18 protein-coding genes and 1 pseudogene are annotated in these 23,423 nt (G+C 62.8%); 10 read left to right on the top strand and 9 right to left on the bottom strand.

The features are described from left to right. Nucleotides 1–179 precede the first annotated feature (179 nt). The 8 genes from C7G61_RS10640 to C7G61_RS10605 are packed head-to-tail and all read left to right on the top strand — an operon-like array spanning nt 180 to nt 9,671. Entirely contained in the window at nt 180–1,526 is a 1,347-nt protein-coding gene (locus C7G61_RS10640; RefSeq protein ID WP_190241752.1) for an ABC transporter substrate-binding protein, read from the top strand. Between the two features lie 46 nt (nt 1,527–1,572). Continuing rightward, on the top strand, nt 1,573–2,478 hold the full coding sequence (locus tag C7G61_RS10635) for an ABC transporter permease (RefSeq protein WP_244608237.1): 906 nt from the start codon (nt 1,573–1,575) through the stop codon (nt 2,476–2,478). 23 nt (nt 2,479–2,501) lie between these two features. Further along, nucleotides 2,502–3,368, top strand: coding sequence for an ABC transporter permease (locus tag C7G61_RS10630; protein WP_244608250.1), 867 nt, complete (start codon nt 2,502–2,504; stop codon nt 3,366–3,368). A 10-nt stretch (nt 3,369–3,378) separates the two neighbouring features. Further along, nucleotides 3,379–4,485, top strand: a complete 1,107-nt coding sequence (locus tag C7G61_RS10625) for an ABC transporter ATP-binding protein (protein ID WP_108514006.1) — start codon at nt 3,379–3,381, stop codon at nt 4,483–4,485. Between the two features lie 25 nt (nt 4,486–4,510). Next, nucleotides 4,511–4,999: a (2Fe-2S)-binding protein gene (locus tag C7G61_RS10620; protein WP_108514005.1), complete on the top strand. Its 489-nt coding sequence runs from the start codon at nt 4,511–4,513 to the stop codon at nt 4,997–4,999. A gap of 2 nt (nt 5,000–5,001) precedes the next feature. Next, nucleotides 5,002–7,389: a xanthine dehydrogenase family protein molybdopterin-binding subunit gene (locus C7G61_RS10615; RefSeq protein ID WP_108514004.1), complete on the top strand. Its 2,388-nt coding sequence runs from the start codon at nt 5,002–5,004 to the stop codon at nt 7,387–7,389. 12 nt (nt 7,390–7,401) lie between these two features. Next, entirely contained in the window at nt 7,402–8,205 is an 804-nt protein-coding gene (locus C7G61_RS10610) for an FAD binding domain-containing protein (RefSeq protein ID WP_108514003.1), read from the top strand. Between the two features lie 8 nt (nt 8,206–8,213). Beyond that, the gene (locus tag C7G61_RS10605; RefSeq protein ID WP_244608236.1) at nt 8,214–9,671 is read left to right on the top strand and encodes an amidase; all 1,458 of its coding nucleotides are present in this window, start codon (nt 8,214–8,216) and stop codon (nt 9,669–9,671) included. An 87-nt stretch (nt 9,672–9,758) separates the two neighbouring features. Here C7G61_RS10605 and C7G61_RS10600 read toward each other — a convergent pair. The 3 genes and pseudogenes from C7G61_RS10600 to C7G61_RS10590 form a co-directional block, all read right to left on the bottom strand. Further along, nucleotides 9,759–10,562: pseudogene (locus C7G61_RS10600) on the bottom strand (LysR substrate-binding domain-containing protein); the annotation flags it as partial. 555 nt (nt 10,563–11,117) lie between these two features. Then, the gene (locus C7G61_RS10595; protein ID WP_108514002.1) at nt 11,118–13,841 is read right to left on the bottom strand and encodes a molybdopterin-dependent oxidoreductase; all 2,724 of its coding nucleotides are present in this window, start codon (nt 13,839–13,841) and stop codon (nt 11,118–11,120) included. A gap of 2 nt (nt 13,842–13,843) precedes the next feature. Next, the gene (locus C7G61_RS10590; RefSeq protein ID WP_108514001.1) at nt 13,844–14,665 is read right to left on the bottom strand and encodes an FAD binding domain-containing protein; all 822 of its coding nucleotides are present in this window, start codon (nt 14,663–14,665) and stop codon (nt 13,844–13,846) included. Nucleotides 14,666–14,818: 153 nt separating this feature from the next. Between C7G61_RS10590 and C7G61_RS10585 the strand changes: the two genes are divergently transcribed. Beyond that, the gene (locus C7G61_RS10585) at nt 14,819–16,168 is read left to right on the top strand and encodes an 8-oxoguanine deaminase (RefSeq protein ID WP_108514000.1); all 1,350 of its coding nucleotides are present in this window, start codon (nt 14,819–14,821) and stop codon (nt 16,166–16,168) included. 229 nt (nt 16,169–16,397) lie between these two features. Here the strand turns inward: C7G61_RS10585 and C7G61_RS10580 are convergent, their stop codons facing one another. The 5 genes from C7G61_RS10580 to C7G61_RS43865 all read right to left on the bottom strand — a co-directional run bounded on the left by C7G61_RS10580 (nt 16,398) and on the right by C7G61_RS43865 (nt 21,625). Further along, nucleotides 16,398–17,477, bottom strand: coding sequence for a BMP family ABC transporter substrate-binding protein (locus tag C7G61_RS10580; protein WP_108513999.1), 1,080 nt, complete (start codon nt 17,475–17,477; stop codon nt 16,398–16,400). A 75-nt stretch (nt 17,478–17,552) separates the two neighbouring features. Continuing rightward, complete coding sequence (locus C7G61_RS10575) at nt 17,553–18,470, bottom strand: ABC transporter permease (RefSeq protein ID WP_108513998.1); 918 nt, start codon at nt 18,468–18,470, stop codon at nt 17,553–17,555. Then, entirely contained in the window at nt 18,457–19,548 is a 1,092-nt protein-coding gene (locus C7G61_RS10570) for an ABC transporter permease (RefSeq protein WP_108513997.1), read from the bottom strand. Before C7G61_RS10570 ends, C7G61_RS10575 begins: the two co-directional genes overlap by 14 nt. Beyond that, a complete protein-coding gene (locus tag C7G61_RS10565) occupies nt 19,532–21,103 on the bottom strand; it encodes an ABC transporter ATP-binding protein (RefSeq protein WP_108513996.1) in 1,572 nt (523 codons plus the stop codon). Before C7G61_RS10565 ends, C7G61_RS10570 begins: the two co-directional genes overlap by 17 nt. Before the next feature lie 87 nt (nt 21,104–21,190). After that, nucleotides 21,191–21,625, bottom strand: coding sequence for a hypothetical protein (locus tag C7G61_RS43865; protein WP_145963594.1), 435 nt, complete (start codon nt 21,623–21,625; stop codon nt 21,191–21,193). 53 nt (nt 21,626–21,678) lie between these two features. Here C7G61_RS43865 and C7G61_RS10560 point away from each other — a divergent pair, with 53 nt between their 5' ends. Further along, nucleotides 21,679–22,785 carry a hypothetical protein gene (locus C7G61_RS10560; RefSeq protein ID WP_108514105.1) on the top strand — a complete coding sequence of 369 codons (1,107 nt, stop codon included), beginning with the start codon at nt 21,679–21,681 and terminating at the stop codon, nt 22,783–22,785. 105 nt (nt 22,786–22,890) lie between these two features. Here C7G61_RS10560 and C7G61_RS10555 read toward each other — a convergent pair whose 3' ends face one another. Then, on the bottom strand, nt 22,891–23,391 hold the full coding sequence (locus C7G61_RS10555) for a nucleoside deaminase (protein ID WP_108513995.1): 501 nt from the start codon (nt 23,389–23,391) through the stop codon (nt 22,891–22,893). Nucleotides 23,392–23,423: the final 32 nt, after the last annotated feature.

Below are 23,423 nucleotides of genomic sequence, written 5' to 3'. Positions count from 1 at the left end.
GCGTGCTGCCGCATTGGGCAGGCCGCGATTTCCATTAGTCGCCCTTATACGTGGCATTTTAACTTCCGATTTTACAATCCGATTTCTCCGTCGCTACGTTTCATCATCAACACGGCCGCGAAACGAACGAGCCGGTTGGATGAGCAGGCTGGTCCATCAACCCGCGGACGGAGAGAACGATGTCTAGTGATGACAATGGTGACGCGAAAGGCGCTTTGCCCAAGCTTCCGGCGAAGAAGAAAGGCATTTCAAGACGCGCCGTTCTCAAGGCCGGTGCGGCTGTAACTGGCGCAGCAATCGGCTCCGACGCTATCGGCGGCTTTCCGACGATCTGGGCGCAGGAGATCAAGGACATCGAATTGCGGCATGTCGGCGTCTCCTATTCGGTAGTCAAGGCGATCGGGGACCAGGCTGCAAAAGACCTCGGCTTCAAGGTCACGATGCAGAACCTGGACACGTCGGCGGCGATCAACCGTTTCATCAGCCAGCCCGACTCGGTCGACATCGCCGACCTCGAGGGATGGCAGGCCAAGCTCGCCGCCAAGCGCGGCGTGATCCAGGGCATCGAGGTCAAGAAGATCAAGGAATTCGACAACATCCTGCCGATCTTCACCAAAGGCGAGATCGATGGTCACAAAATTCCGCGGCAGGGCATTTCTCCCTATGAGGCGATGTATATCGCAAAGCCCAACGCAACCGAGCTGCATGATGGCGTCACCGAATGGGCGACCTTCCTGCCGCAAGTCTATAACGCGGACTCGATCGGCTATCGCCCCGATCTCGTCGGTCACGAGGTGACCGAGTGGAAGGATTTGATCGACCCGAAATTCAAAGGCAAGGCGGCGATCCTGGATGTCCCGGCGATCGGCATCATGGACGCTGCGCTCTGCTTCGAAAGCGCTGGCCTGATCAAGTACGGCAACAAAGGCAACATGACGAAGGAGGAGATCGATTTCACCTGCAACAAGCTGATCGAGCTGAAAAAGGCGGGCCAGTTCCGCGCGACCTGGACCACTTTCGACCAGTCCGTGCAGTTGATGGCCGCAGGCGAGGTCGTGATCCAGTCGATGTGGTCACCGGCGGTGGCTGCCGTCCGCGTCAAGGAGATCCCTTGCGTCTACGCGCCGGTCAACGTCAAGAACGGCAAGGAAGGCTATCGCGGCTGGTGCAACGGCATGGGCCTGATGAAGCACCTGTCCGGCAAGAAGCTCGACGCCGCCTACGAATATCTCAACTGGTATCTGTCTGGCTGGCAGGGCGGTTTCGTCGGCCGTTACGGTTACTACAGCCCGGTGCCGTCGACGGCCAAGAAGTTCCTGACCGCGGCGGAGTGGGACTTCTGGTACGACGGCAAGCCCGCGCCCTCTGTCATCAACGATCCCTATGGCGTGCCGATGGAGAAGGCCGGCACCAAACGGGACGGCGGTTCGTTCCTCGACCGGGTCAAGAACATCTCCTGCTGGAACACGCTGATGGATGAAGCGGCCTACATGAACAAACGCTGGAACGATTTCAAGATCGCCTGAGGCGAACTGGCCTGCCGGCGCCGGACGGGCGTCGGCAGGCCGCAAAATGCCGTTCCGGGAGATCCAGAATGAAGTCCAGTCAGGCCAGGTGATGCAGCGACCAAATTTGAGTGCATGGCTGTACGTGACGCCGCTGATGCTGGTGCTGGTCCCGTTTTTCCTGCTGCCGACCCTTGTCGTGCTGGTCGCGAGCTTCTTCGAGACCGATGGCTTCGGTGGCTTGTTGCCGACGTTTACGCTTTCGAACTACGTCGACGTGCTCACATCGATGCAGACGTTCCTTTTGTATGTGACGACGCTCAAATTTGCGATCCTGACCTGGCTTTTCACGCTGATCATCGGCTTCCTGGTCGCCTATTTTCTCGTCTTCCACGTCAAGAACCAGCTGCTTGCGATCGGCCTGTTTCTGGTCTGCACGATCCCGTTCTGGACCTCGAACATCATCCGGATGATTTCCTGGATTCCGCTGCTGGGAAAGGAAGGGCTGGTCAACTCGACGCTGCTCGGCATCGGTGTGATCCGGGAGCCCCTTGAAGTGCTGCTCTATTCCGGGCTCGCGGTCGTGATCGCCTATGTGCACCAGCTGACCATCTTCATGGTGGTGCCGATCTTCAATTCGCTGGCGCGCATCGACAAGCGCGTGGTGGAGGCGGCGCTCGACGCCGGCGCCAGCCGGCTCGATGTGATGCGCTACATCATCATTCCGATGTCGAAAAGCGGTATTGCGCTCGGATCGACCTTCGTGATCTCGATCGTGATGGGTGACTTCTTCGTGGTGAAGGTGATGTCCGGCGGCGGGTCCGCCTCGGTAGTCAGCGCGTTTTACGAAAATGTCGGCGTGCTGCAATACCCGATCGCAGCGGCGAGCGCCGTGCTGCTCACCCTCGTTCTCATTGTCATGATGGCCCTGATCCTGCGCGTCGTCGATATCCGCCGGGAGATCACGCAATGACGGTCGCTCTCGGCGAGACGGATATGCCCATGATCAGAACCCGGCGTATTTCCGCGGTCGCGCGCGGCGATCGCCGCCCCTGGACCTTCTACGCGCTCGCGGCTGTTTTCACGCTCTACGTCGCCGCCCTCTACGGCCCGATGGTCTGCATCTACATCCTGTCGTTCCAGGATATCCGTGGCGGGCTGGTGTTTCCGATGAAGGGTCATTCGCTGCACTGGTTCATCGATCTGTTCACGCAGGTGCGCACCGGCGACGTCAAGGGATCGTTCGATCGCTCGATCAAGCTTGCGGCACTGGTCACGGTGATCACGCTCGTGGTCTCGCTGATGGCGGGACTGGCGTTTCGTCGCCGCTTTTTCGGCGACACGGTCGTGTTTTACCTGATGATCGGCAGCCTTGTGGCGCCCGGGCTGGTGCTCGGCCTCGGCGTTGGCCTGTTGTTTCAGTGGGTCGGTATCAGCCCGAGCTGGTACACCTCCGCGCTCGGCGCGCAATTGTCCTGGACGCTGCCGTTTGGAGTGCTTGTGATGTTCGCTGTGATGTCCCGCTTCAACAGCGTGTGGGAGGAGGCGGCGCGGGATCTCGGAGCCACCCGCTGGCAAACCATCAGGCTGGTGGTGATTCCCGTGCTGGCGCCGGGCCTTGTCGCGGTCGCGTTGTTTGGCTTCACGCTGTCTTATGACGAATTCGCCCGCACGCTGCAGACCTCTGGTTCGCTCAATACCCTGCCGCTTGAGATATGGAGCATGACGCTCAACGTGACTTCGCCGTCGCTATACGCGCTCGGCACGGTCACCACGATCGTATCGTTCATCATCATCGGTGCCTGCATCGGCGCCATCATTTTCATCAACAAGCGCCGCGGCGTGCGCGCGACAGGTCATTGAGGTTCTTGGAATGCGCGCGGGCGCCGGCGATATCGAATTGGCAGGTCTCTGCAAGAACTATGACGGCGTCACCAACGTGGTCGACGGCGTCAATCTCAGGATTCCCGACGGCGCCTATTGCTGCTTTCTCGGGCCTTCCGGCTGCGGCAAGACGACGATCCTGCGGATGATTGCCGGCCACGAGGAGCCGACCACGGGCGAGATCGTGATCGGCGGCGAGAATGTCGCAGGAATGGCGCCGGTCGAGCGGCGCACCGCGATGATGTTCCAGTCTTACGCGCTGTTTCCGCACCTCACCGTCCGCGACAACATCGCATTTGCGCTGCGGGTGCGCGGGCAGTCGAAGGCCGAGCGCTACAAGGCCGCCGACCGGATGATGGAAAAGGTGCGCCTGACTGAACTGGCGGACCGGTTGCCGGCCAATCTGTCGGGCGGCCAGCAGCAACGCGTGGCGCTGGCGCGCGCGGCGATCACCGAGCCGCGGGTGCTGCTGCTCGACGAGCCGCTGTCTGCACTGGACGAGCAGCTTCGGGTGCAGATGCGGCAGGAGCTGCGGCGAATGCAGCGCGAGCTTGGGATCACCTTCATTCACGTCACCCACACCCAGCTCGAGGCGATTGCGCTCGCCGACATCGTCGTGGTGATGGAAAAAGGCAAGATCAAGCAATCGGGTCCGGCGCGCGACGTCTACGCCTATCCGCGCGACCGCTATGTTGCGGAGTTCCTGGGCGGGCAGAATGTGTTGTCTGGCAAGGTCGAGAAGGTCGGCGAGGGGCTCGTGGTGCTGTCGCAGCCGAACCGCAGCGGAATTCAGGTCCGGCTGGGTGCCGAGGCCAGGGTAGCCGTCGGCGACCGCATCGATCTGGCGGTGCGGCGCGACGATATCGAACTGGTGCGCGCCGATGCCGGCAGTCCCGGCGATGGCGCGACGGCGCTGCCGAGCCGGGTGACCGCGATCGAATATCAGGGCTCGTTCGTCAAGGTGATGCTCGACACGGTGCCCGACGAGGATTTTGTCGCCTACGTTCCGGAACGAATTTTTTTCCGCGATCCCTTCAATGTCGGCGATGTGCTGCTGGCCACCTGGTCGGCGGGCCGCGCCCGTGTTCTCGCCTGATGTCACTCATGACGGGAGGTCACCCATGATAGTCAGTTTTACGCTCAACGGCCGGTCGCGGACGGTTGACATCGAGCCGTCGACGCTGGTCGCCGATCTGCTGCGCGAGAGCCTGAACCTGACGGGGACCCATGTCGGGTGCGATACCAGCCAATGCGGCGCCTGTGTCGTGCTGTTCAACGGCGAGGCGGTAAAGAGCTGCACCTTGCTCGCGCCGATGCTCGACGGAGGCACGCTGACGACGATCGAAGGCCTGTCAGGGCCGGGCGGTTCGAACGCGCTGCATCCGATGCAGCAAGCGTTTCATCAAAATCATGGCCTGCAATGCGGCTTCTGTACGCCGGGCATGGTGATAACGGCGGTGGCGCTGGCGACGAAAAATCCAACGCCCACCGAAGTCGAGGTTCGCCACGGCCTCGAGGGCAATATCTGCCGCTGCACTGGCTATCAGAACATCGTGGCGTCGGTGCTGGCTGGGGCTGCCGCCATGCATGCGTCGGGAAGCGGAGAATAGCCATGTCGAACGTGATCGGAATTGGGGCTGCACCGCGCCGCAAGGAAGACTTTCGCTTTCTGACCGGCCGCGGCAATTACGTCGCCGACATCAAGCGGGCCGACATGGCGTTCGGTGTGTTCATTCGTTCTCCGCATGGCCATGCGGCGATCCGTGGCATCGACAAGGCGCCCGCACTGGCGCTGCCGGGCGTCGAGGCCGTGTTGACCGGCGACGATGTCGCGTCCGAAGGACTCGGTTCGCTGCCTTGCGGCTGGGGCATTCATGGCTCGGACGGCCTGCCGATGAAGGAGCCGGCGTTTCCGATGCTGGCGCAGGGCAAGGTGCGCTTCGTCGGCGACATGGTCGCCTTTGTGGTTGCCGATACGCTGGAGCTCGCGCGCGCGGCGGCGGAAGCGGTGGTCGTTGATTATGAGGTGCTTCCATCCGTCGTCGGCGTGCTCGAAGCCGTTCGTCCGGGCGCGCCGCAACTGTTCGACGACGTTCCCAACAATCTCTGCTGCGATTGGGAGCTTGGCGACAAGGCCGCCGTCGCGACGGCGTTCAAGAAGGCCGCGCATGTGGCGCGTCTCAGCCTCGTCAACAATCGGCTGATCGGTAATCCGATGGAACCGCGCGCGGCAGTCGCCGAGTACAACGGCGGGACCGGCCATCATACGCTGTGGACCACGAGCCAGTTTCCGCATGTGGTGCGGTTCCTGATGAGCGCCCTGGTGCTCAAGATTCCCGAGCAGAAAATGCGCGTGGTGGCGCCCGATGTGGGCGGCGGCTTTGGCGTCAAGCAATTCCACTACGGCGAGGAGGCCGTGATCACCTGGGCGGCGAAGCGAGTCGGCCGTCCCATCAAATGGGTGGCGGACCGTACCGAGGGCTTCATCTCGGACCGGCACGGCCGGGATCACGTCACCGAGGCCGAACTGGCGCTGGACGAGAATGGAAAATTCCTCGCGCTGAAAGTCGCCACATTGGCCAACATGGGTGGCTATCTCTCCACCTTCGGCCCCAACATCCCGACCAATCTCTATGCGCCATTGTTGAGCGGCGTCTACACGACGCCTGCGATCTATTGCAACGTGAAGGTGGTCTTCACCAACACGGTGCCGGTCGATGCCTATCGCGGCGCCGGGCGGCCGGAAGCGACGTTCGTGGTCGAGCGGCTGGTGGATGTGGCGGCCAAGGAAATGGGCATCGATCGCGTCGAATTGCGTCGGCGCAATATCATTGCCAAGGAATCCTATCCGTATCAGACGCCCGTGCTCGTCGAATATGATTCCGGCGATCCGATGGGCTGCCTCGAAGGCGCGCTCGCGGCAGCGGATGTTGCCGGCTTTGCAGAACGCAAGGCAGCGTCGGAACGTGACGGCAAGTTCCGCGGCCTCGGGTATTCGACCTATGTCGAGGCCTGCGGCCTCGCGCCGTCGCGCTTTGCCGGACGCCTCGGTGCCCGTGGCGGTCTCTACGAAAGCGCCACCGTCCGGGTGCATCCGACCGGGCAGGTGACGGTGCTGATCGGTACCCATAATCACGGGCAGGGGCATGAGACCACCTTCGCGCAGATCGTGTCGGAGAAGCTCGGCGTCGCCTTCGACAATGTCGACATCGTGTTCGGCGATACCGACCGCGTGCAGTTTGGCATGGGTACCTACGGCTCGCGATCGCTGGTCGTCGGCGGCGCCGCGCTCTCGAAGGCGAGTGACAAGGTGGTCCTGAAGGGCAAGAAGATTGCGGCGCACCTGCTCGAGGCCAGCGAGCACGACATTCAGTTCGAGGCCGGGGTGTTTTCGGTTGCGGGCACCGACCGCAGCAAGACATTCCAGGAAATCGCAGGCGCTGCCTATGTGCCGCACGACTATCCGCTCGAAATTCTCGAGCCTGGGCTGGAGGAGCAGGCCTATTACGATCCGGTCAATTTCACCTATCCAGGCGGCTGTCACATCGCCGAAGTTGAAATCGATCCGGAGACGGGGATCGTGACGCTGGAGAAATACACCGCGGTCGACGACGTCGGCACCGTCATTAACCCGATGATTGTCGAAGGCCAGTTGCACGGCGGCATCGTTCAGGGCGTCGGCCAGGCGTTGTACGAAAACGCCGTCTATGACGACGTCTCGGGGCAGCTGCTGTCAGGCTCGCTGATGGATTACACCATGCCGCGCGCCGATCACCTGCCGAATATGACGATCAAGACCCACTCCACACTTTGCACGCACACCCCGATGGGCGTGAAAGGATGTGGCGAGGTCGGCACCATCGGGTCACCGGCGGCCGTTATCAACTCCGTCGTCGACGCGCTGTCGCATCTCGGCGTTCTTCACGTCGACATGCCGGCGACGCCGAACCGGATCTGGCGTGTCATTCAGAACGCCGCGATGCCGCGCGCCGCAGAGTAGGAGGAGGCGAAGATGAGGTCATTTTCATTTCACAGGCCAACCACCCTTTATGAAATGTCGGCGCTGCTAGGCGGTGTTGCCGACAGCACGCCGCTGGCCGGCGGGATGACGTTGCTGCCGACCATCAAGCAGCGGTTGGCGGCGCCGGCGGCGCTGATCGACCTGTCGAAGATCCCGCAGCTATCCGGAATTTCGGCTCAAGGCGACAGCCTGACGATCGGCGCGATGACCCGCCATGTCGATGTTGCGGAGTCGGAATTGGTTCGCAGCAGGATACCGCTGCTTGCCAGCCTCGCGGCCGGCATCGGCGATCCCGCGGTTCGCAACCGCGGCACGATCGGCGGCTCGGTCGCCAATAACGATCCCTCGGCCGATTATCCGGCCGCGGTGCTCGCGCTCGATGCGACGGTTGTGACCGACCGCCGGGAGATCGCCGCCGACGTGTTCTTCCGGGGACTGTTCGAAACGGCACTGGATCCGGGCGAGATCATCACCGCCTTGCGCTTCCCGGTGCCGTCCGCCGGGGGCTATGCCAAATTCAAATCGCCGGCGTCGCGCTATGCGGTGGTCGGCGTGTGTGTCGCGAAGAAGGCCGGAAAGGTCCGGGTCGCAGTAACCGGGGCGGGACCGGGCGTGTTTCGTGTCGCCGCAATGGAAGCCGCGCTGGAGCGCGCGTTTACGCCAGACGCGGTCGCCGCGATCAAGCTGGGTGCTGAAAACCTGAGTTCCGATATCCACGCGGATGCGGAATACCGCGCCCATCTCGTGACCGTCATGGCGAAGAAGGCCGTGGTGTCAGCTCTTCAAGCATCGTGAGGCGCGCGGTGAAAGCAGAAAGCGTCCGCGCCGGCGGTGTCGTTGAGGCGAATGAATTGGCCAGGCTCTCGGCTGTTGAATTGCTGGAGGGTTATCGCACGAGACGGTTCACGCCGCGCGACGTCATCGAGGACGTGATCTCAGCGCTGGATGCGACCCATGCTTCCTGCAATGTGGTCGTGACCCCGGCATACGAACAGGCGCGCGCCGCCGCGGACCGCGCCACGGCGGCCTGGTCCTCCGGACAGCCACAGGGCAAATTGACCGGCGTGCCCGTCAGCATCAAGGATCTCGTCTATGTCGCCGGGCTACCGGCGCTTGGCGGCGCGCCTGCCAACAAGGATCTGGTGCCGAGTGTCGATGCGGCGGCGGTTTCGGCGCTCCAATTGGCGGGCGCGATCGTCACCTGCAAGACCACCACCTGCGAGTCCGGTTACAAATTGACCGCCGACAGCCCGGTGTCCGGCATTACCCGCAACCCCTGGAACCGCGATCGGACCAGCGGCGGATCGAGCGGCGGCGCCGCCGCTTCGATCGCCGCCGGATGCGGCCCGCTTGCGATCGGCACCGATGGTGTCGGCTCGATCCGAGTTCCGTCCGCTTTCTGTGGCGTGGTCGGTATCAAGCCGACCTTCGGACTGGTCCCGAGATCGCCCGGCTTTTCGCCACCGTCATGGGCTTCGTTGGCGCACACCGGCCCAATCGCGCGCACGGTTGCCGACGCAGCCCTTCTTCTGGAGACGGTTGCGATTCACGATCTGCGCGATGCCGCCAGTCTGCCGGTGCCGGCGCGGCGCTTCGACGCGACACCGGCGAAGCTCGACGGGATCAGGATCGCCAGCAGCGCCGACTTCGGCTATGCGGCGGTGGCCCCTGATGTTCGCACGGCATTTCGCTCGGCGGTTGAGGCGCTCGGTTCACTTGGCGCCAGCATCGTTCCCGATTGCGTTCAGTTTGAACCTGATATGCTCGAGCGGATCCTGAAACCGATCGCTTATACCGAGCAGGCGGCGGCCGTCTCGGCCCGCGGTGCCGATGCTCTGGTGGCCTCCGACAGCGACTACCGCGATGTGGTGGCGAAGGGCGCTTCCTATAGCGGCATTGACTATGTCGAGGCCGGCTATCGCCGCAACAGCCTGCGCATGTCGTTCCTGGAAATATTCTCCAAGGTCGATGCGATCGTCACCCCGACGGTCGCGGTGACGGCGTTTCCTGCGGGCGCGCTCGGCGTCGACGCGATCGACGGCGTCACCGTCGACCGCCATCTAGGTTGGTCGCCGTTCTCTTGGCCGATAAATCTGACCGGGCTGCCGGCTGCCACGATTCCCTGCGGCTTCGACGCCGAGGGGCTTCCGATCGGGCTTCAGATTATTGCGCCGTGGCTCGACGAGGGCTTGATTGTGCGTATCGCTGCCGCGTTCGAGTCCGCGCGGCCCTGGAGCCAGTTTCGTCCCCGCATGTCCTGACCGGGGTTCGTCGCTGTCGATGGTGGATAAAGGCAGCTCCTTGCCCAGCAGGACCTCGTCGTCGAGATTGAGATAGTGCGCCAGATAGTCGTGCAGGGCGCTCGCGGCCTTTGACGTCGCCGTCGGCGATTTATACAGCAGAAGATCGACCTTCGGCAGCGGCGGCAGGCCCTCATTGCTGCCGATCTCGCGCATGTTGCGTACCAGCGCGGAGCGGCCGAGGACGGTGACCGCCATGCCGGCGAAAGCGGCGGCCTGCAAACCGCCGACGCTCGGACTGACGCAGGCAATGCGCCATCGCAGCCTTGAGGCTTCCAGCCGCTCGATCGCATGGTCGCGAAAGATATTGCCCGGCGGCAGCAGCGCGAGCGGGATCGGCTTTTCGTTATGCGCCGTGGATTGCTCCCCAGTCATCCAGATCAATTGCTCCTGCCGTACCACCTGTCCGCCGGTGAAATCGTTCATGCGGGTCACCAGCGCGATATCGACCTCGCCGCGTTTCACGCATCCGACAAGTGGTGTCGAGAGTGAGCAGTTCAGCTCCAGTTGAACGCGCGGAAAGGCCTTGCGGAAAATCCTCAGGATCGAGGGAAGCATGAAGGCGGCATAGAGGTCGGGGGTGCCGAGCACGACGTGACCTTCAATGTCCGGAGAAGCGAGTTGCGACAACATTTCGTCGTGAAATCCGACGATCGATCGCGCGTAACTCAGCACCGTCTCGCCTTCCGCCGTCAGAAACAACCGGCGGCCTTCGTGGATGAAGATCGCCTTTCCAGTGAGCTCCTCCAGCCGTTGTAGCTGAAGGGTAATCGCGGGCTGGGTGCGGCCGAGCCGCCGTGCGGTCTCGGTGATACTGCCGGTTTCGACGACCGACATCAGCGAGCGCAGCATGCGTATGTCCAGGTTGATCAGGTTCATGGCGATGCTCGCTATGTAGGCAGAATGGCAACATGCAATTTTTGTGCTTGGAAACGTGAGTACGGCGCCGGTGCCAATAAAAGAGGCGTGGCGTCTGCGCAGCCCGATGCAGCGAGAATAAGTTCTTTCAATCGGCTGGATGCAGGCGCGTGCACTGAGCGGTCAAAGCGGGGACAAGCCTGTTGCAATTTCGGCTAGTTGGGCGTGCGCATGTTGGCGGCTCATCTCATTAAGAGAACAAGATAAATTATTGAAATATCAAGACTATCGTTTTTCCGTCGGCCCCACGATGGATTGAAGCGAGAGTTTAGGTTTTTCAATTAGATAGAAGGCGGCGTGCACGACGTGTGCACCGAGAGATCAAGGAAAATCTCAGTACAGCCAACATGCGCCGGCGCCGGCCTTCGCAGAACCGGCCTGTTTGGCTGGTCGTATGATCGCAGGAAGCCCGACGAGTGATTGGCTGTCGCCGGACCCCTGGGCTCCCTTGCGCAAACGCTTCGCGTTTGTCGCAGGCAATGACGAAGCCTACTTGCCAAACTTCTCGTGCAACAGCGGCCATAGCCGGTCCGGCTTGAACGGGGTTGCCGTAAAGCGGATGTCGGTGGCGTTGGCAATGGCGTTGCCGAGCGCGGCGGCGACCGGGTTGTACGGGCTTTCGCTCATCGATTTGGCGCCCATCGGCCCCAGGGTGTCCGACGTGTCGGCGAAGAGCACTTCGGTGCGGGGAATGTCCGCAAAGGACGGCAGATGATAGTCGCGGAATTTGGGATTGATGACCCGGCCGTTGTCGTCGATCACCATTTCCTCGTAGAGCGTCGCACCCAGCGATTGAGCGACCCCGCCCTCGACCTGGCCGCGGCACTGCATCGGATTGGCGACACGGCCGGCATCGGCGGCCTGCACGCTCTTCAGGATCTTGAGTTCGCCGGTGTATTTATTCACGGCGACGCGAAAGCCCTGTACATTGAAGGCAACGGAACGCGGCGTGCCTGACGAATTGCCGCTGGCACTGAGGACCTTGCCACGCGAGTGCGCGGAGGCAGCGAGCTGGGCAAAAGGAGTGCGGCGTCCGGCACAGACAGTGGCATGGCTGTCGAGGGTGCACGTATCAGGGTTTTCGCCCGACAACGACGCCGCGAATTGCTTCAGCTGGCCGGCCAGCGCTTCGGCCGCAGCCTGTGTCGCGCGCCCGGCGACGAAGGTCCCGGCGCTGCCATAGGCGCCGGTGTCGTGGCCGCCGTGTGCGGTGTCGGATTGCAAGAGACGGATACGATCGACGGTCGTCGCCAGCGCGGACGCGGCGATCTGGCGATGCACGGTGCTGGTGCCATTGCCGAATTCGGCGGTGCCGACCGTGAGGTCGAAGCCGCCGTCATCCCGCAGCGAGATGCTGCAATCGGCGAAATGACCGGCCGGCGGCACGGTGTCGATCATGGTCAGCGCGATGCCGTCCCCGGTCAACCAGTCCGCGGAGAGCGAAGGCGGCGGCGCCTCGGCGGCCATCGCGCGCTCGACCAGATCGAGGCATTGATCGAGGCCGTAGCTGCCATAGAGCACATCGTGATACTCGGATTCCGGCGGCGACAACGTGGGATCGCCGGGTTTGACGACATTGCGGCGCCGCATCTCGAACGGACTGATGCGGAGCTGCTTTGCCAGTTCGTCGATCGCGGCCTCGACCGCGATCAGGGTTTGCGGCAGGCCATAGCCGCGAAAGGCTCCCGCGGGTACGGTGTTGGTATAGGCGGCGACGCCGTCGACCTTCTTGTTCGGGCAGTTATAGACGCCGATGCATTTGCCGACCGAATGAAACAGCACCGGGCCGGCGTGGTTGCCATAGGCCCCGGTGTTCGAGAGGACGTCGAGCTGCAGCGCCGTCAGTTTGCCGTCCTTGTCAGCACCCGCCTTCACGGTGACCTGCATCGGATGCCGCGTCGAGGTCGCGATGAATTGTTCTTCCCGCGTCAGTTCGAATTTGACGAGGCGGCCGGTCTTGAGCGCTGCGAGCGCAAGAATGTCCTCGACGAACATTTCCTGCTTGCCGCCGAACCCGCCGCCGACGCGTTCACAGAACACCCGCACCTTGTCGGGCGGGAGACGGAAGAGGTCGGCCAGCGTACGCCGCGTCAGGAATGGTACCTGCGTGCTGGAGCGGACATTGAGGATTCCATCGGCATCGACCCAGGCAAGGCCGCCATGGGTTTCCAGCGCCGCATGCTGGACCCGCTGGGTCGTGAAAGTACCTTCATAGGTGACAGCGGCCTGCGCAAGCGCGCCCGCGACATCGCCAAATTCGCCATGGATTTCCGCCACGATATTGCGGCCTGCGTTCGCGACGCGGTTTGCCGGCGTCTTGTCGCCGTGAATCACAGGGGCGCCCGGCGTGATGGCGGCTGTGGGATTGATCACCGCCGGCAGGATTTCGTATGCGACGTCGAGTTGCCGGCAGCCTTCCTCCGCGGCGGCTTCGGTCTCGGCGATCACGGCGGCGACCTTCTGCCCGATAAAGCGGACCACATTATCGAGCACATGGGTGTCGTCCGGATCCATCCAGTCCCACTCGTGCCGCGCGGTCGAGAACAGGCGGTCCGGCGCGTCTTCAAACGTCAGTACCGAGTGCACGCCGGGAACGTCGAGCGACGCACGCTTGTCGATCGAGATGATCTTCGCGTGCGGATGCGGCGAACGCAGAATCTTGATGTGCAGCAGTCCTTCCGGCGCAACATCGAACGTATAGCGCGCTGCGCCGTGCACCACCTGCGGTCCGGCGGGGGCAGGGAGGCTGCGGCCGAATGCGGTGCCTGCGGCGGCGTCTTCGATGTTGTTCCTGCCGTTCAGCGCATCCTCGATCGAGCGATAGCCGGTGCAACGACAGATATTGCCTTTCAGCGAAGCACCGAGGTCCTGCCGCTGCGCCTGGTTCAGGGATGCGCAGGTCAGGATCATGCCGGATGTGCAGAACCCGCATTGAAACCCCTGCGCATCCAGAAACGCCTGTTGCATCGGATGGGTGCCGCCATCCGGCGCAAAGCCTTCGATCGTCGTCACGGCGTGACCGTCGGCGCGGAAGGCCGGGATCAGGCAACTATGCACCGGCTCGCCGTCGATCAGCACGGTGCAGGCGCCGCAGTCGCCGGCGTCGCAGCCCTTCTTGACGCCGAAATGGCCGAGTTCGCGCAGGAACGTGCGCAGGCATTGGCCGGGTTGCGGCGCTTGCGAAAACTCCTTGCCGTTGATCTGGAACGTCATGCTTATGCCGTGCCCTGCAATTCGACGCGGATCTCTTCCGCGAGCCGCAGCGTCATATGCTTGCGCCATAATGGCTTGCCGTGAACGTCGCTATGGTAGAGGTCGTCGGCAATGCGCTGCAAAATCGTTTCGCGCAATTCCTTGCCGTTCGGGATTCCCGCGAAGGACAATCGAACAGGCCGCTTGGTCGATGCCGTAATCGTCAGCGCCAATCCGCCGTCGCTGGTCACGCCGCCGATCAGCAGCGCCGCCGAGCGGCCCACCGGCGTCAGCGAAATCTGGCGGAACGCCGAACGCCGCCTCAAGGCCGCGAGCGGGATATCAATCTGCCGCAACAGATCACCCGGCGCGAGCACGTTGCGCTGGTCGCCGGTGACGAATTCGGCGACGGGAATTTTCCACTCGCCGCCACTGGCCTGCCAGACCATGCAGACACCGTCGAGCGCCGAGGTCAGCGAGATCATCGGTCCCGCCGGCAGCGACATGCAGATGTTGCCGCCGATGGTGGCCGTCTTCCAGATCTTGAAGGAGGCGAGAAACGCGCGGCAGCACTGGTTGATCAGCGGCGAGGCGATCCATTCCGGCGGAGAGGCTAGCGCATCGAGCTGCGCCACCGTGCAGGTCGCCGCGATTGAAAGCTGGGTCTCGCCGATGGTCAGCGCCGGCCATTTCAGGTCGGTCAGATCGATCAGCCGCTTCAGATGGGTCTGCGGTTCCGAGAACAACCAGGTTCCGCCGGCGAGCCAAGCATCGCCTGCCGTCCAAACGGGCAATTGATCCCGCGTCGTCGGATGGGCAACCTCCGCAATGGTGTTCAGGTCCATGGATACGGTAACGCTTTCAAGTAGATGCATCTCCGACTATGAAGTCTTGCAAGTCCAGCGCCAAATTGCCATTCGGGTTGGGACGGTCCTTGCAAGATAGTCCTTGCAAGAGGATGGCATTCGCAACCGCGCCTTCGCAAATCAGGTGGCATTATGGACCAAACGCAGGCGATCTGGATCAGGGATCCCCTTTCCATTCTCGCTGACGGTGCCGAGCGCGGTCTCGTGGTCCGCGGCGGCAGGATCATCGAACTGGTGCCGCGCGGCCGGGAGCCGGTGACGGCAGATGCCGTCGCCTACGACGCCGGTACCCATGTCGTACTGCCGGGGTTGATCAATACCCACCATCATTTCTACCAGACGCTGACGCGGGCACTTCCGGCGGCGCTCGACCGCGAGCTGTTCCCGTGGTTACAGGCACTCTATCCGGTCTGGGCGCGGCTGACGCCGGAATCGCTCCATTTGGGTGCCACCGTAGCGATGTCGGAACTGCTGCTGTCGGGCTGCACCACCACGACCGATCACCATTATGTGTTTCCGGCCGGGCTTGAGGACGCCGTCGACATCGAGGTCGCCGCCGCGCAGCGGCTCGGCATCCGCGTGCTGCTGACGCGCGGCTCGATGAACCGCTCGCGGAAGGATGGCGGGCTGCCGCCCGACAGCGTGGTGCAGGACGAGGACACGATTTTGGCTGACAGCGAACGCGTGGTGGCAAAACACCACCAGCGCGGCGAGGATGCGATGACGCAGATCGCGCTGGCGCCGTGCTCGCCGTTCTCAGTGACGACCTCGCTGATGTGCGCGACCGCTACACTTGCCGACAAGCTCGATGTCCGCTTGCATACGCATCTGGCCGAGACCGAGGACGAAAACAGGTTCTGCGAGCAGATGCATGGCTGCCGCCCGCTGGATTATCTCGAACAATGCGGCTGGCTAAACGCACGAACCTGGCTTGCCCACGGCATCTTCTTCAATTCCGACGAGATGAAGCGGCTCGGCAAGGCCAAGACCGCTATCAGCCATTGCGCCTGCAGCAACCAGATCCTGGCGTCGGGCTGCTGCCCGGTCTGCGAGATGGAGGAGGCGGGGGTTTCGATCGGGCTCGGCGTTGACGGCTCGGCGTCGAACGATGAGTCCAACCTGATGCAGGAAGTCCGCGCTGCCTTCCTGCTGCAACGGGCACGCTACGGCGTCGGACGTGTCAGCCACAAGGACGCGCTGCGCTGGGCCACCAGGGGCTCGGCGGCCTGCATCGGGCGGCCCGAGCTCGGCGAAATCGCGGTCGGGAAGGCCGCCGATCTCGCGCTGTTCAAGCTCGACGAACTGCGTTTCTCCGGCCATGGCGACCCCTTGGCCGCACTGGTGCTATCCGGTGCGCATCGTGCCGATCGGGTGATGGTCGGCGGACGCTGGGTGGTGGCGGATGGAGCGATCCCAGGTCTCGACCTGTCAGACCTGATCCGCCGCCACAGCGCCGCCGCGCGCGCGATGCATCAGGGGTAAGGATTCCCCGATGTGCCATTGCACATCTGAGGCCTGCCCCAAAAGGCGCATCCGGGAATGACGAGCAGAGATTTGCGACGGTCGATTTCCAACTAGATCTTGCGTTTTCGGATGGAGCGAGGCCCCATTCCTACTTTGCATGGGGTTGTTTTCGTAATTTTTCTGTCCGTCGAAGCGATCCGACCTCTCCCCGCAAAAGGGCGGAGAGAGGTAAGAGCGACGGGCCGTCCTACTTCCCGGGAATCTTCTCGTCGATGCCCTTCACGTAAAAATTCATGCCGAGCACCTGGCCGTCGTCGAGATGAGTGCCGCCCTTGCATTCGACTTCCTTGCCGTCCTGGCCGACGATCGGGCATTTGAACGGCTGCAGCTTGCCTTCGATGATGGCAGCTTCGGTCTCCATCGCCAGCTTCTTCACGTCGTCGGGCATGTTGGTGTAGGGCGCCATCACGACGAGCTTGCTCTTCAGGCCGCCCCAGAAATCTTCCGACTTCCAGGTGCCGTCGAGCTCAGCCTTGACGCGCTGGATGTAGTAGGGGCCCCAATTGTTCATGGTCGAGGTGAGCTGCGCCTTCGGTCCGAACTTGATCATTTCAGAATCCTGGCCGAACGCCAGCTTGCCGCGCTCGGCGGCGACCTGCATCGCGGCAGGGCTGTCGGTGTGCTGCATGATGATGTCGGCGCCCTGGTCGATCAGCGCTTTGGCGGCGTCGGCCTCCTTGCCGGGATCGAACCAGGTGTTGGCCCATATGATTTTGACCTTGATGTTGGGGTTGATCGTCTGTGCGCCGAGCATGGTGGCGTTGATGCCGGAGATCACCTCGGGAATCGGGAACGAGGCGATATAGCCGAGCACGCCGGACTTCGACATCTTGGCGGCGATGATGCCCTGGATGTAGCGGCCCTCATAGAATCGCCCCGAATAGGTCGACATGTTCTTGTCGCGCTTGTAGCCGGTGGCGTGCTCGAAATGCACGTTCGGATACTTCTTGGCGACCTTCAGCGTCGGCTCCATGTAGCCGAACGACGTGGTGAAGATCAGCTTGTTGCCGGCGCGTGCCAGTTGCTCGATCGAACGCTCGGAGTCCGGGCCTTCGCTGACGTTCTCGAGGAACGTGGTTTCGACCTTGTCGCCGAACTCCTTGAGCATCTCAAGGCGTCCAAGGTCGTGCTGGTAGGTCCAGCCGAGATCGCCGACCGGTCCGATATAGATGAATCCAACCTTGAGTTTGTCGGCGGCAGAAGCGCCGAACAGGCTTGCCCCGGTAACGAGCATCGCTGCGGTCGCCGCGATGAGAATCTTTTTCATGGAACTCTCCGTTTTACTGACGGGTGGACAGGTCTCTCCGATGCGCGGCGCCCCGTCGCGCGCGCTTCGGGCATGTTACCGGTCGGGCACGAACACGGTCCCGAGCGCCGCAGGCGCGGTCGAGCCACCGGTTCGTGCACGTGAAATCAGGACAAGGACAATGACGGTCGCCAGATACGGCAATGCCGACATCAATTGCGAGGGAACGCCGACGCCCCAGCCTTGCGCATGAAGCTGCAGGATCGTCACCGCGCCGAACAGATAGGCACCGATTACCAAGCGGCCCGGCAGCCATGACGCGAACACGACCAGCGCCAGCGCAATCCATCCGCGCCCGGCCGTCATGCCTGGAATGAAGAACGGGGTGTAGGCGAGCGGCAGATAGGCGCCGGCGAGGCCTGCGCAAGCGCCGCCGAACATCACCGCGAACATCCGGATCCTGAGCACGGGATAACCGAGCGCGTGCGCGGAAGCGTGATTGTCGCCTGCGGCCCGCAGGATCAGGCCGGCCCGTGTCCTGTAAAGGAAGAACCAGACGCCGGCGACCAGTGCCAGCGAGAGGTATACGAAGGCGTCCTCGCCGAACAAGATACGCCCGATCAGCGGGATATCGGTGAGGCCGGGAATATAAAGATGCGGCGCCAGCGAAATCTTTTCGCCGACGAAGCGGGAGCCGATCAGGCCGGAAAGGCCGATGCCGAGAATGGTCAGTGCCAAGCCGGTGGCGACCTGGTTGACCGCCAGTCCCAACGTCATCAGCGCGAAGATCAGCGACATCAGCACGCCAGCGACGATGCCGCACAGCGCGCCGATGATGACCGAGCCGGAGAGCCAGGCGCCGCCGAAGCCGCAGGCCGCGCCGACGATCATCATGCCCTCGACGCCGAGGTTGAGCACGCCGGAGCGTTCGGTCACGAGCTCGCCGGTCGCAGCCAGCAGCAGCGGCGTGGAGGCCGCCAGCACCGCAAGGATGATGGCCTCAATGAGCCCCACTGGACACCTTTGGCGACGCGAAAATGAGCTTGAACCGGTAGAGGATGAGGGAATCGCAGGCGAGTACGTAGAACAGCAGAATGCCCTGGAAGACCTTGGTGACATCCAACGGAATTTTCATTGCGATCTGCGCCTGCTCGCCGCCGATGAAGGTGAGCGCCAGGAAAAGTCCTGCAATTAGTATTCCAGCCGGGTTCAGCCGTCCCAGGAACGCGACGATGATCGCGGTGAAACCGTAGCCGGGCGAGATCCCGGGCTGCAGATGCCCGACGGGACCTGCGACCTCGATGATCCCGGCAAGGCCTGCCAGCGCGCCTGAAATCGCGAAGGTCAGCAGGATCAACTGGTTGGAGTTGAAACCACCGAAGCGCGCGGCGCGCGGGGCGGCGCCGACGACGCGGATTTCAAAGCCCTTGATGGTTTTGCCGAGCAGCACCGCACCTGCGGCGACCACCACGAGCGCGATGACGCCGCCAAGATGCAGCCGGCCGCCCTCGATCAGCAGCGGCACGGTGGCGACCGGATCGAACTCGGCAGTGGTCGGGAAGTTGAAGCCTTTCGGGTCGCGCCACGGACCGCGCACGAGGTAGTCGAGCAAGAGATCGGCGACATAGACCAGCATCAGGCTGGTGAGGATTTCGCTGGCGCCGAACCTGACCTTGCAGATCGCCGGTATCAGGGCGTAGAGCGCGCCGCCGATCGCCGCCAGCAGCATCATCGCCGGCAATACCCACGGGCCGGCGTCGGTGCCTTGCGTCTTCACCGCGAGCCAGCTTCCGGCGACGGCACCGATCAGGAATTGTCCTTCGGCGCCGATGTTCCAGGCGTTGGCGAGGTAGCAGAGTGAGAGGCCGATCGCGATCATCACCAGCGGTGTGGCCTTCACCGCGATCTCCTGCAGCGAATAGCTGTCGGTCAGGGGATCGATGAAGTAGACGCCGAGCGCGGAAATCGGGTTTTTGCCGAGGATCGCAAACAGGATGCTCATGGTCACGAGCGTCAGGCCGATCGCGATCAGCGGCGATATCAGCGCGATCGTGTTCGACCGCTCGGCGCGTTTTTCAAGCACCAACTGCATGCGCCGCTTCCTTCTGCTCCAGAGTGCTTCCCCCCATCAGCAGGCCCAGTTTCTCGCGGCTCGCATCTTGAGTTGCCATGGGCTCCGACAGATGGCCATGGAACATCACGGCGATGCGGTCGGTGATTTCAGCGAGTTCATCGAGGTCCTGGCTCGTCACCAGCAGCGCGGCGCCGCTGGCGGCGAGATCCAGCAGGGCCTGCCGGATCACGGCGGCGGCGCCCGCGTCGACGCCCCAGGTCGGCTGGCTCACGACGAGCACCACCGGGTTGCGCAGGATTTCGCGGCCGACGATGAATTTCTGCAGATTGCCGCCGGAGAGGCTGGCGGCTTCCGGGTCGCGTTTGGCCTTGCGCACGTCGAAGGTTTCGGTGGCGCGGTCGACAGTCTTCAGGGCCGCGGCGGTATTGACGAAGCCGTGCAGGACCATGCCGCTCGCGGCGTGGCCGGTCAGCAGCGCGTTCTCCGAAAGCTTCATGCGCGGCGCCGTACCGTGACCAAGCCGCTCCTCGGGAACGAAGGCCGCCCCAAGCTTGCGCCGCTGCGTGATCGAAAGGTGCCCCGCGGCATGCCCGTCTATGACAATTGTGCCGGGGTCTTGTGCCAGCCGCTCTCCCGACAAGGCGGCAAAAAGCTCGTCCTGACCGTTGCCGGCGACACCGGCGATGCCCAGGATTTCGCCACCCTTGAGCTCGAACGAGATGTTCCGAAGCCGCACACCGTGCGGATCGTCCGGCTCGAGGCTGAGGTCGTTGACGACTAGCCGCGGTACGGTGGTTTTCCGGTTGGCGGGCGCCCTCACTTCCTTGATCTCGCCGCCGACCATCATCCGCGCGAGCGAAGCCGCGGTCTCCGCCTTGGGATTGCAGGTCGAAACCTTTTTGCCGCCGCGCAGGATGGTGGCGGTGTCGCAAAGCCGCTTCACCTCTTCCAGCTTGTGGCTGATGTAGAGGATCGCGCGGCCCTCGGCTTTGAGGCGATTGAGCACGACGAAGAGCTGGTCGGCTTCCTGCGGCGTCAACACCGCGGTCGGTTCGTCGAGGATCAGGAATTTCGGATTTTGCATCAGCGCCCGCACGATCTCGATGCGCTGGCGTTCGCCTACGGACAATTGCCAGACCTCGCGTTTGGGATCGAGCGGAAGCCCGTAAACACGGGACACTTGCTCAAGGCGGGCCGACATGTCCTTGAAAGATTCCTTGCCGTCGAGCCCGAGCGCAACGTTTTCCGCCACCGTAAGATTGTCGAACAGCGAGAAGTGCTGGAACACCATGCCGATGCCGCGGCTGCGTGCTTCCGACGGTCCGGAGAGAACCATCTTTTCGCCCCGCCAGCGCATTTCGCCTTCGCTCGGCTGGATCAATCCGTAAATGGTTTTGACGAGCGTCGATTTGCCCGCGCCGTTTTCGCCGAGCAGTGCGTGTATCTGCTGCGGCCAGATATCGATATCGATCGCCTCATTGGCGAGGAAGCTGCCATAGCGCTTGGTCAGGCCAACCGTCCGGAGTAGCGGCGTGGCACCGGTGTTCTGCTCGGCAGGCGTCGAATCCAGCATTCGTGATCACGCGTCCCAGGGAATGGTGCCTCAATATTGAGCTAGTTTCGGGGCGCGCGTAAGTGGAGAAAAAGCGCCAGCCCTTGCTCAACTCTTTTGCAGGCAAAGCGCCTTCCTGCTTCTTGATGGCTTGGCTTTATGAGGCGTTTCCGGATCGCAGCGCGCTTTCCAGATCGAGCGAACGTGCCTGACCGATGTTGCAGATTTGTAACGGTCCAGACCAATTCGAAACTGCCTAGTCAGTCCTGACGCGAAGTTGAGCAGTTTTATTGTCGCTGTGTACGAGCTGCCGGAAGCGAAGCACACGCCGTGCGTGCGTTGTTCGCCCTGCGCCAGATCGTCGCAGAAAGCCAACAGATACAGGCTTAAGTCGAAGAATCCGGTTCCACCGAAGATTGATCCTTCCGTCTCTCCACTCCGCCGATGCGTCGCGCAAGATGCTGATACGCCAATCGTTCTTGATGAAACTTGCACCAAGCCATGGGGAAAGTTGAGGCTTCTCACTTTATTCGATGCACGCAAGGCTTGCTTCCAAGGGCCTCGATCATTCGATCGTCAACTTGGGGGTAATTGGGATGTCTAGTCTTCGCAGAACAGTGACAGCAGCGGCGCTGTCACTCGCTACGCTCGTACCGGCCGGCTATGCCGGCGCCGCCGACATGGCGGTCAAGGCGCTCAAGCCGGTCGCCGAGGTGCCGTTTTTCCTGGTGATTGACAACCGCGTGTCGTTCTCGTGGATGCCCAAGGGCACCGATCCCGGCATGTTCTCCGTGAACCCGAACGGCTCGATCAACGGCACCACCGCCAAGCAGGTCTATTCGTTCACTCACTTCGATGCGTGGGCCTACGGCACCAACTTCTTCACCATCTCGATGTTCAAGTCGGGTCATAACGATCCCGCTTCGCCCTGCGTCGCGCCCGGCGTCACCATCACGGGCGGCTTGGCAGACTGTGCCGGCGCCACCGAAATCTACGGCCTGTTCCGCTCGACCTTCGGCTTCAACGAGATATTCAACACCAAGGCCTTCACGATGGGGCCGCTGCGCAACGTCTCGTTCGAAGTCGGTATGGACGCCAACACCGAAAACAACTTCCTGGCGCCCGCCAAGCGTGACGTCGTCGCCGGTCTGCAATTCGCCTTCGACCTGCCTTACAAGGGCTATATCAACGTCGCCCCGTTGATGTATTGGGAATTCTCCAACCACAACGCGTTCACCCAGTGCGGCCTGTTCGGCCCCGGCATTCCCGGAACCACCTGCAACTCCGACGGCAATGTCTCGTACCGGCCGACATGGGCGGTCGAGATCAATTACTATATGGATCTCGGCTTCCTGCCGCCGAACATGCAGTACTTCTCGATCAGCGGTCGCGCCGGCTGGTATGGACCGAAGGGCGATTCCAACGGCCGGCCTGCGCTTTCGGGCATCGGCCGGTTCTCGACCGCCTCCAAGACCGAGCTCAACAGCGAACCGATTCGTCTGACGTTCGACGCCAGCAAGGCTTTCATGGGCCCGAAGTATTCGCACTTCGTCGACCTCTGGGTCGCCTATCGCTACTGGCAGAACAAGTTCGGCCTCGACCACAATGCGATGGCCGGCGTCTGCACGCTCGCCGCAAACGGCCAGAGCACCAACTCCTGCACCGAATCGACCGTCTATGGTGGTGTCACGGTAAAGTTCTAACCGCGTGGCCGTTCCTCCAGGTTACAAGCGATGGCGCCGCGATATTTCCCGCAGCGCCATTTCTCGTGAGCGGACTCCGGATTGCGTGGGCCCGCAGCTCGGGGGCTACTTGCTCCAGACCCCGGCGTGAACCGCCGCGGCCTCGTCCTCAAGCAGCGGGCCTACCACCTCTGTCGCGCGCTGCCCGCTGGCGAACACCTCGCGGCAGGGCAGGTCGAGGGTCGGATTCTCCGGATGGTTGCCGGTGAGATCCCGCAGCCGATGTTCGCTCAGGCCGTAAACCAGTCGGCCGATGCCGGCCCAGTAGATCGCGCCGGCGCACATCGCGCAGGGCTCGGCGGACGAGTAGAGCGTAGCGCTGCGCAGCGTGCCCGGATCGAGCGTGGTGCAGGCCTGCGTCGCGAGCAGCCGCTCCGCATGCGCCGTGCCGTCATGGGAGGGCATGTAGCCGTTCTCGGCCTCCAGCAGCAAATTGCCTTCCCGGTCGACAAGAACAGCCCCAAAGGGATGGTTGCCGTGGGCCACGGCGCGGCGCGCGACCTCGAACGACAGCCGCAGGAAATGCGCGTCGCGCTCTGACGGGCTGAGTGCTGAAAGGTTCGCCATCAATGGGTTCCTCCGCGACTCCGCGCCGCGGT

The sequence above is a fragment of the Bradyrhizobium algeriense genome, assembly GCF_003062295.1.
In the GTDB taxonomy this organism is placed as follows: domain Bacteria; phylum Pseudomonadota; class Alphaproteobacteria; order Rhizobiales; family Xanthobacteraceae; genus Bradyrhizobium; species Bradyrhizobium algeriense.
The sequence above is the reverse complement of the archived record's forward strand: the minus strand, read 5'-3'. Positions and strand labels throughout refer to the sequence as shown.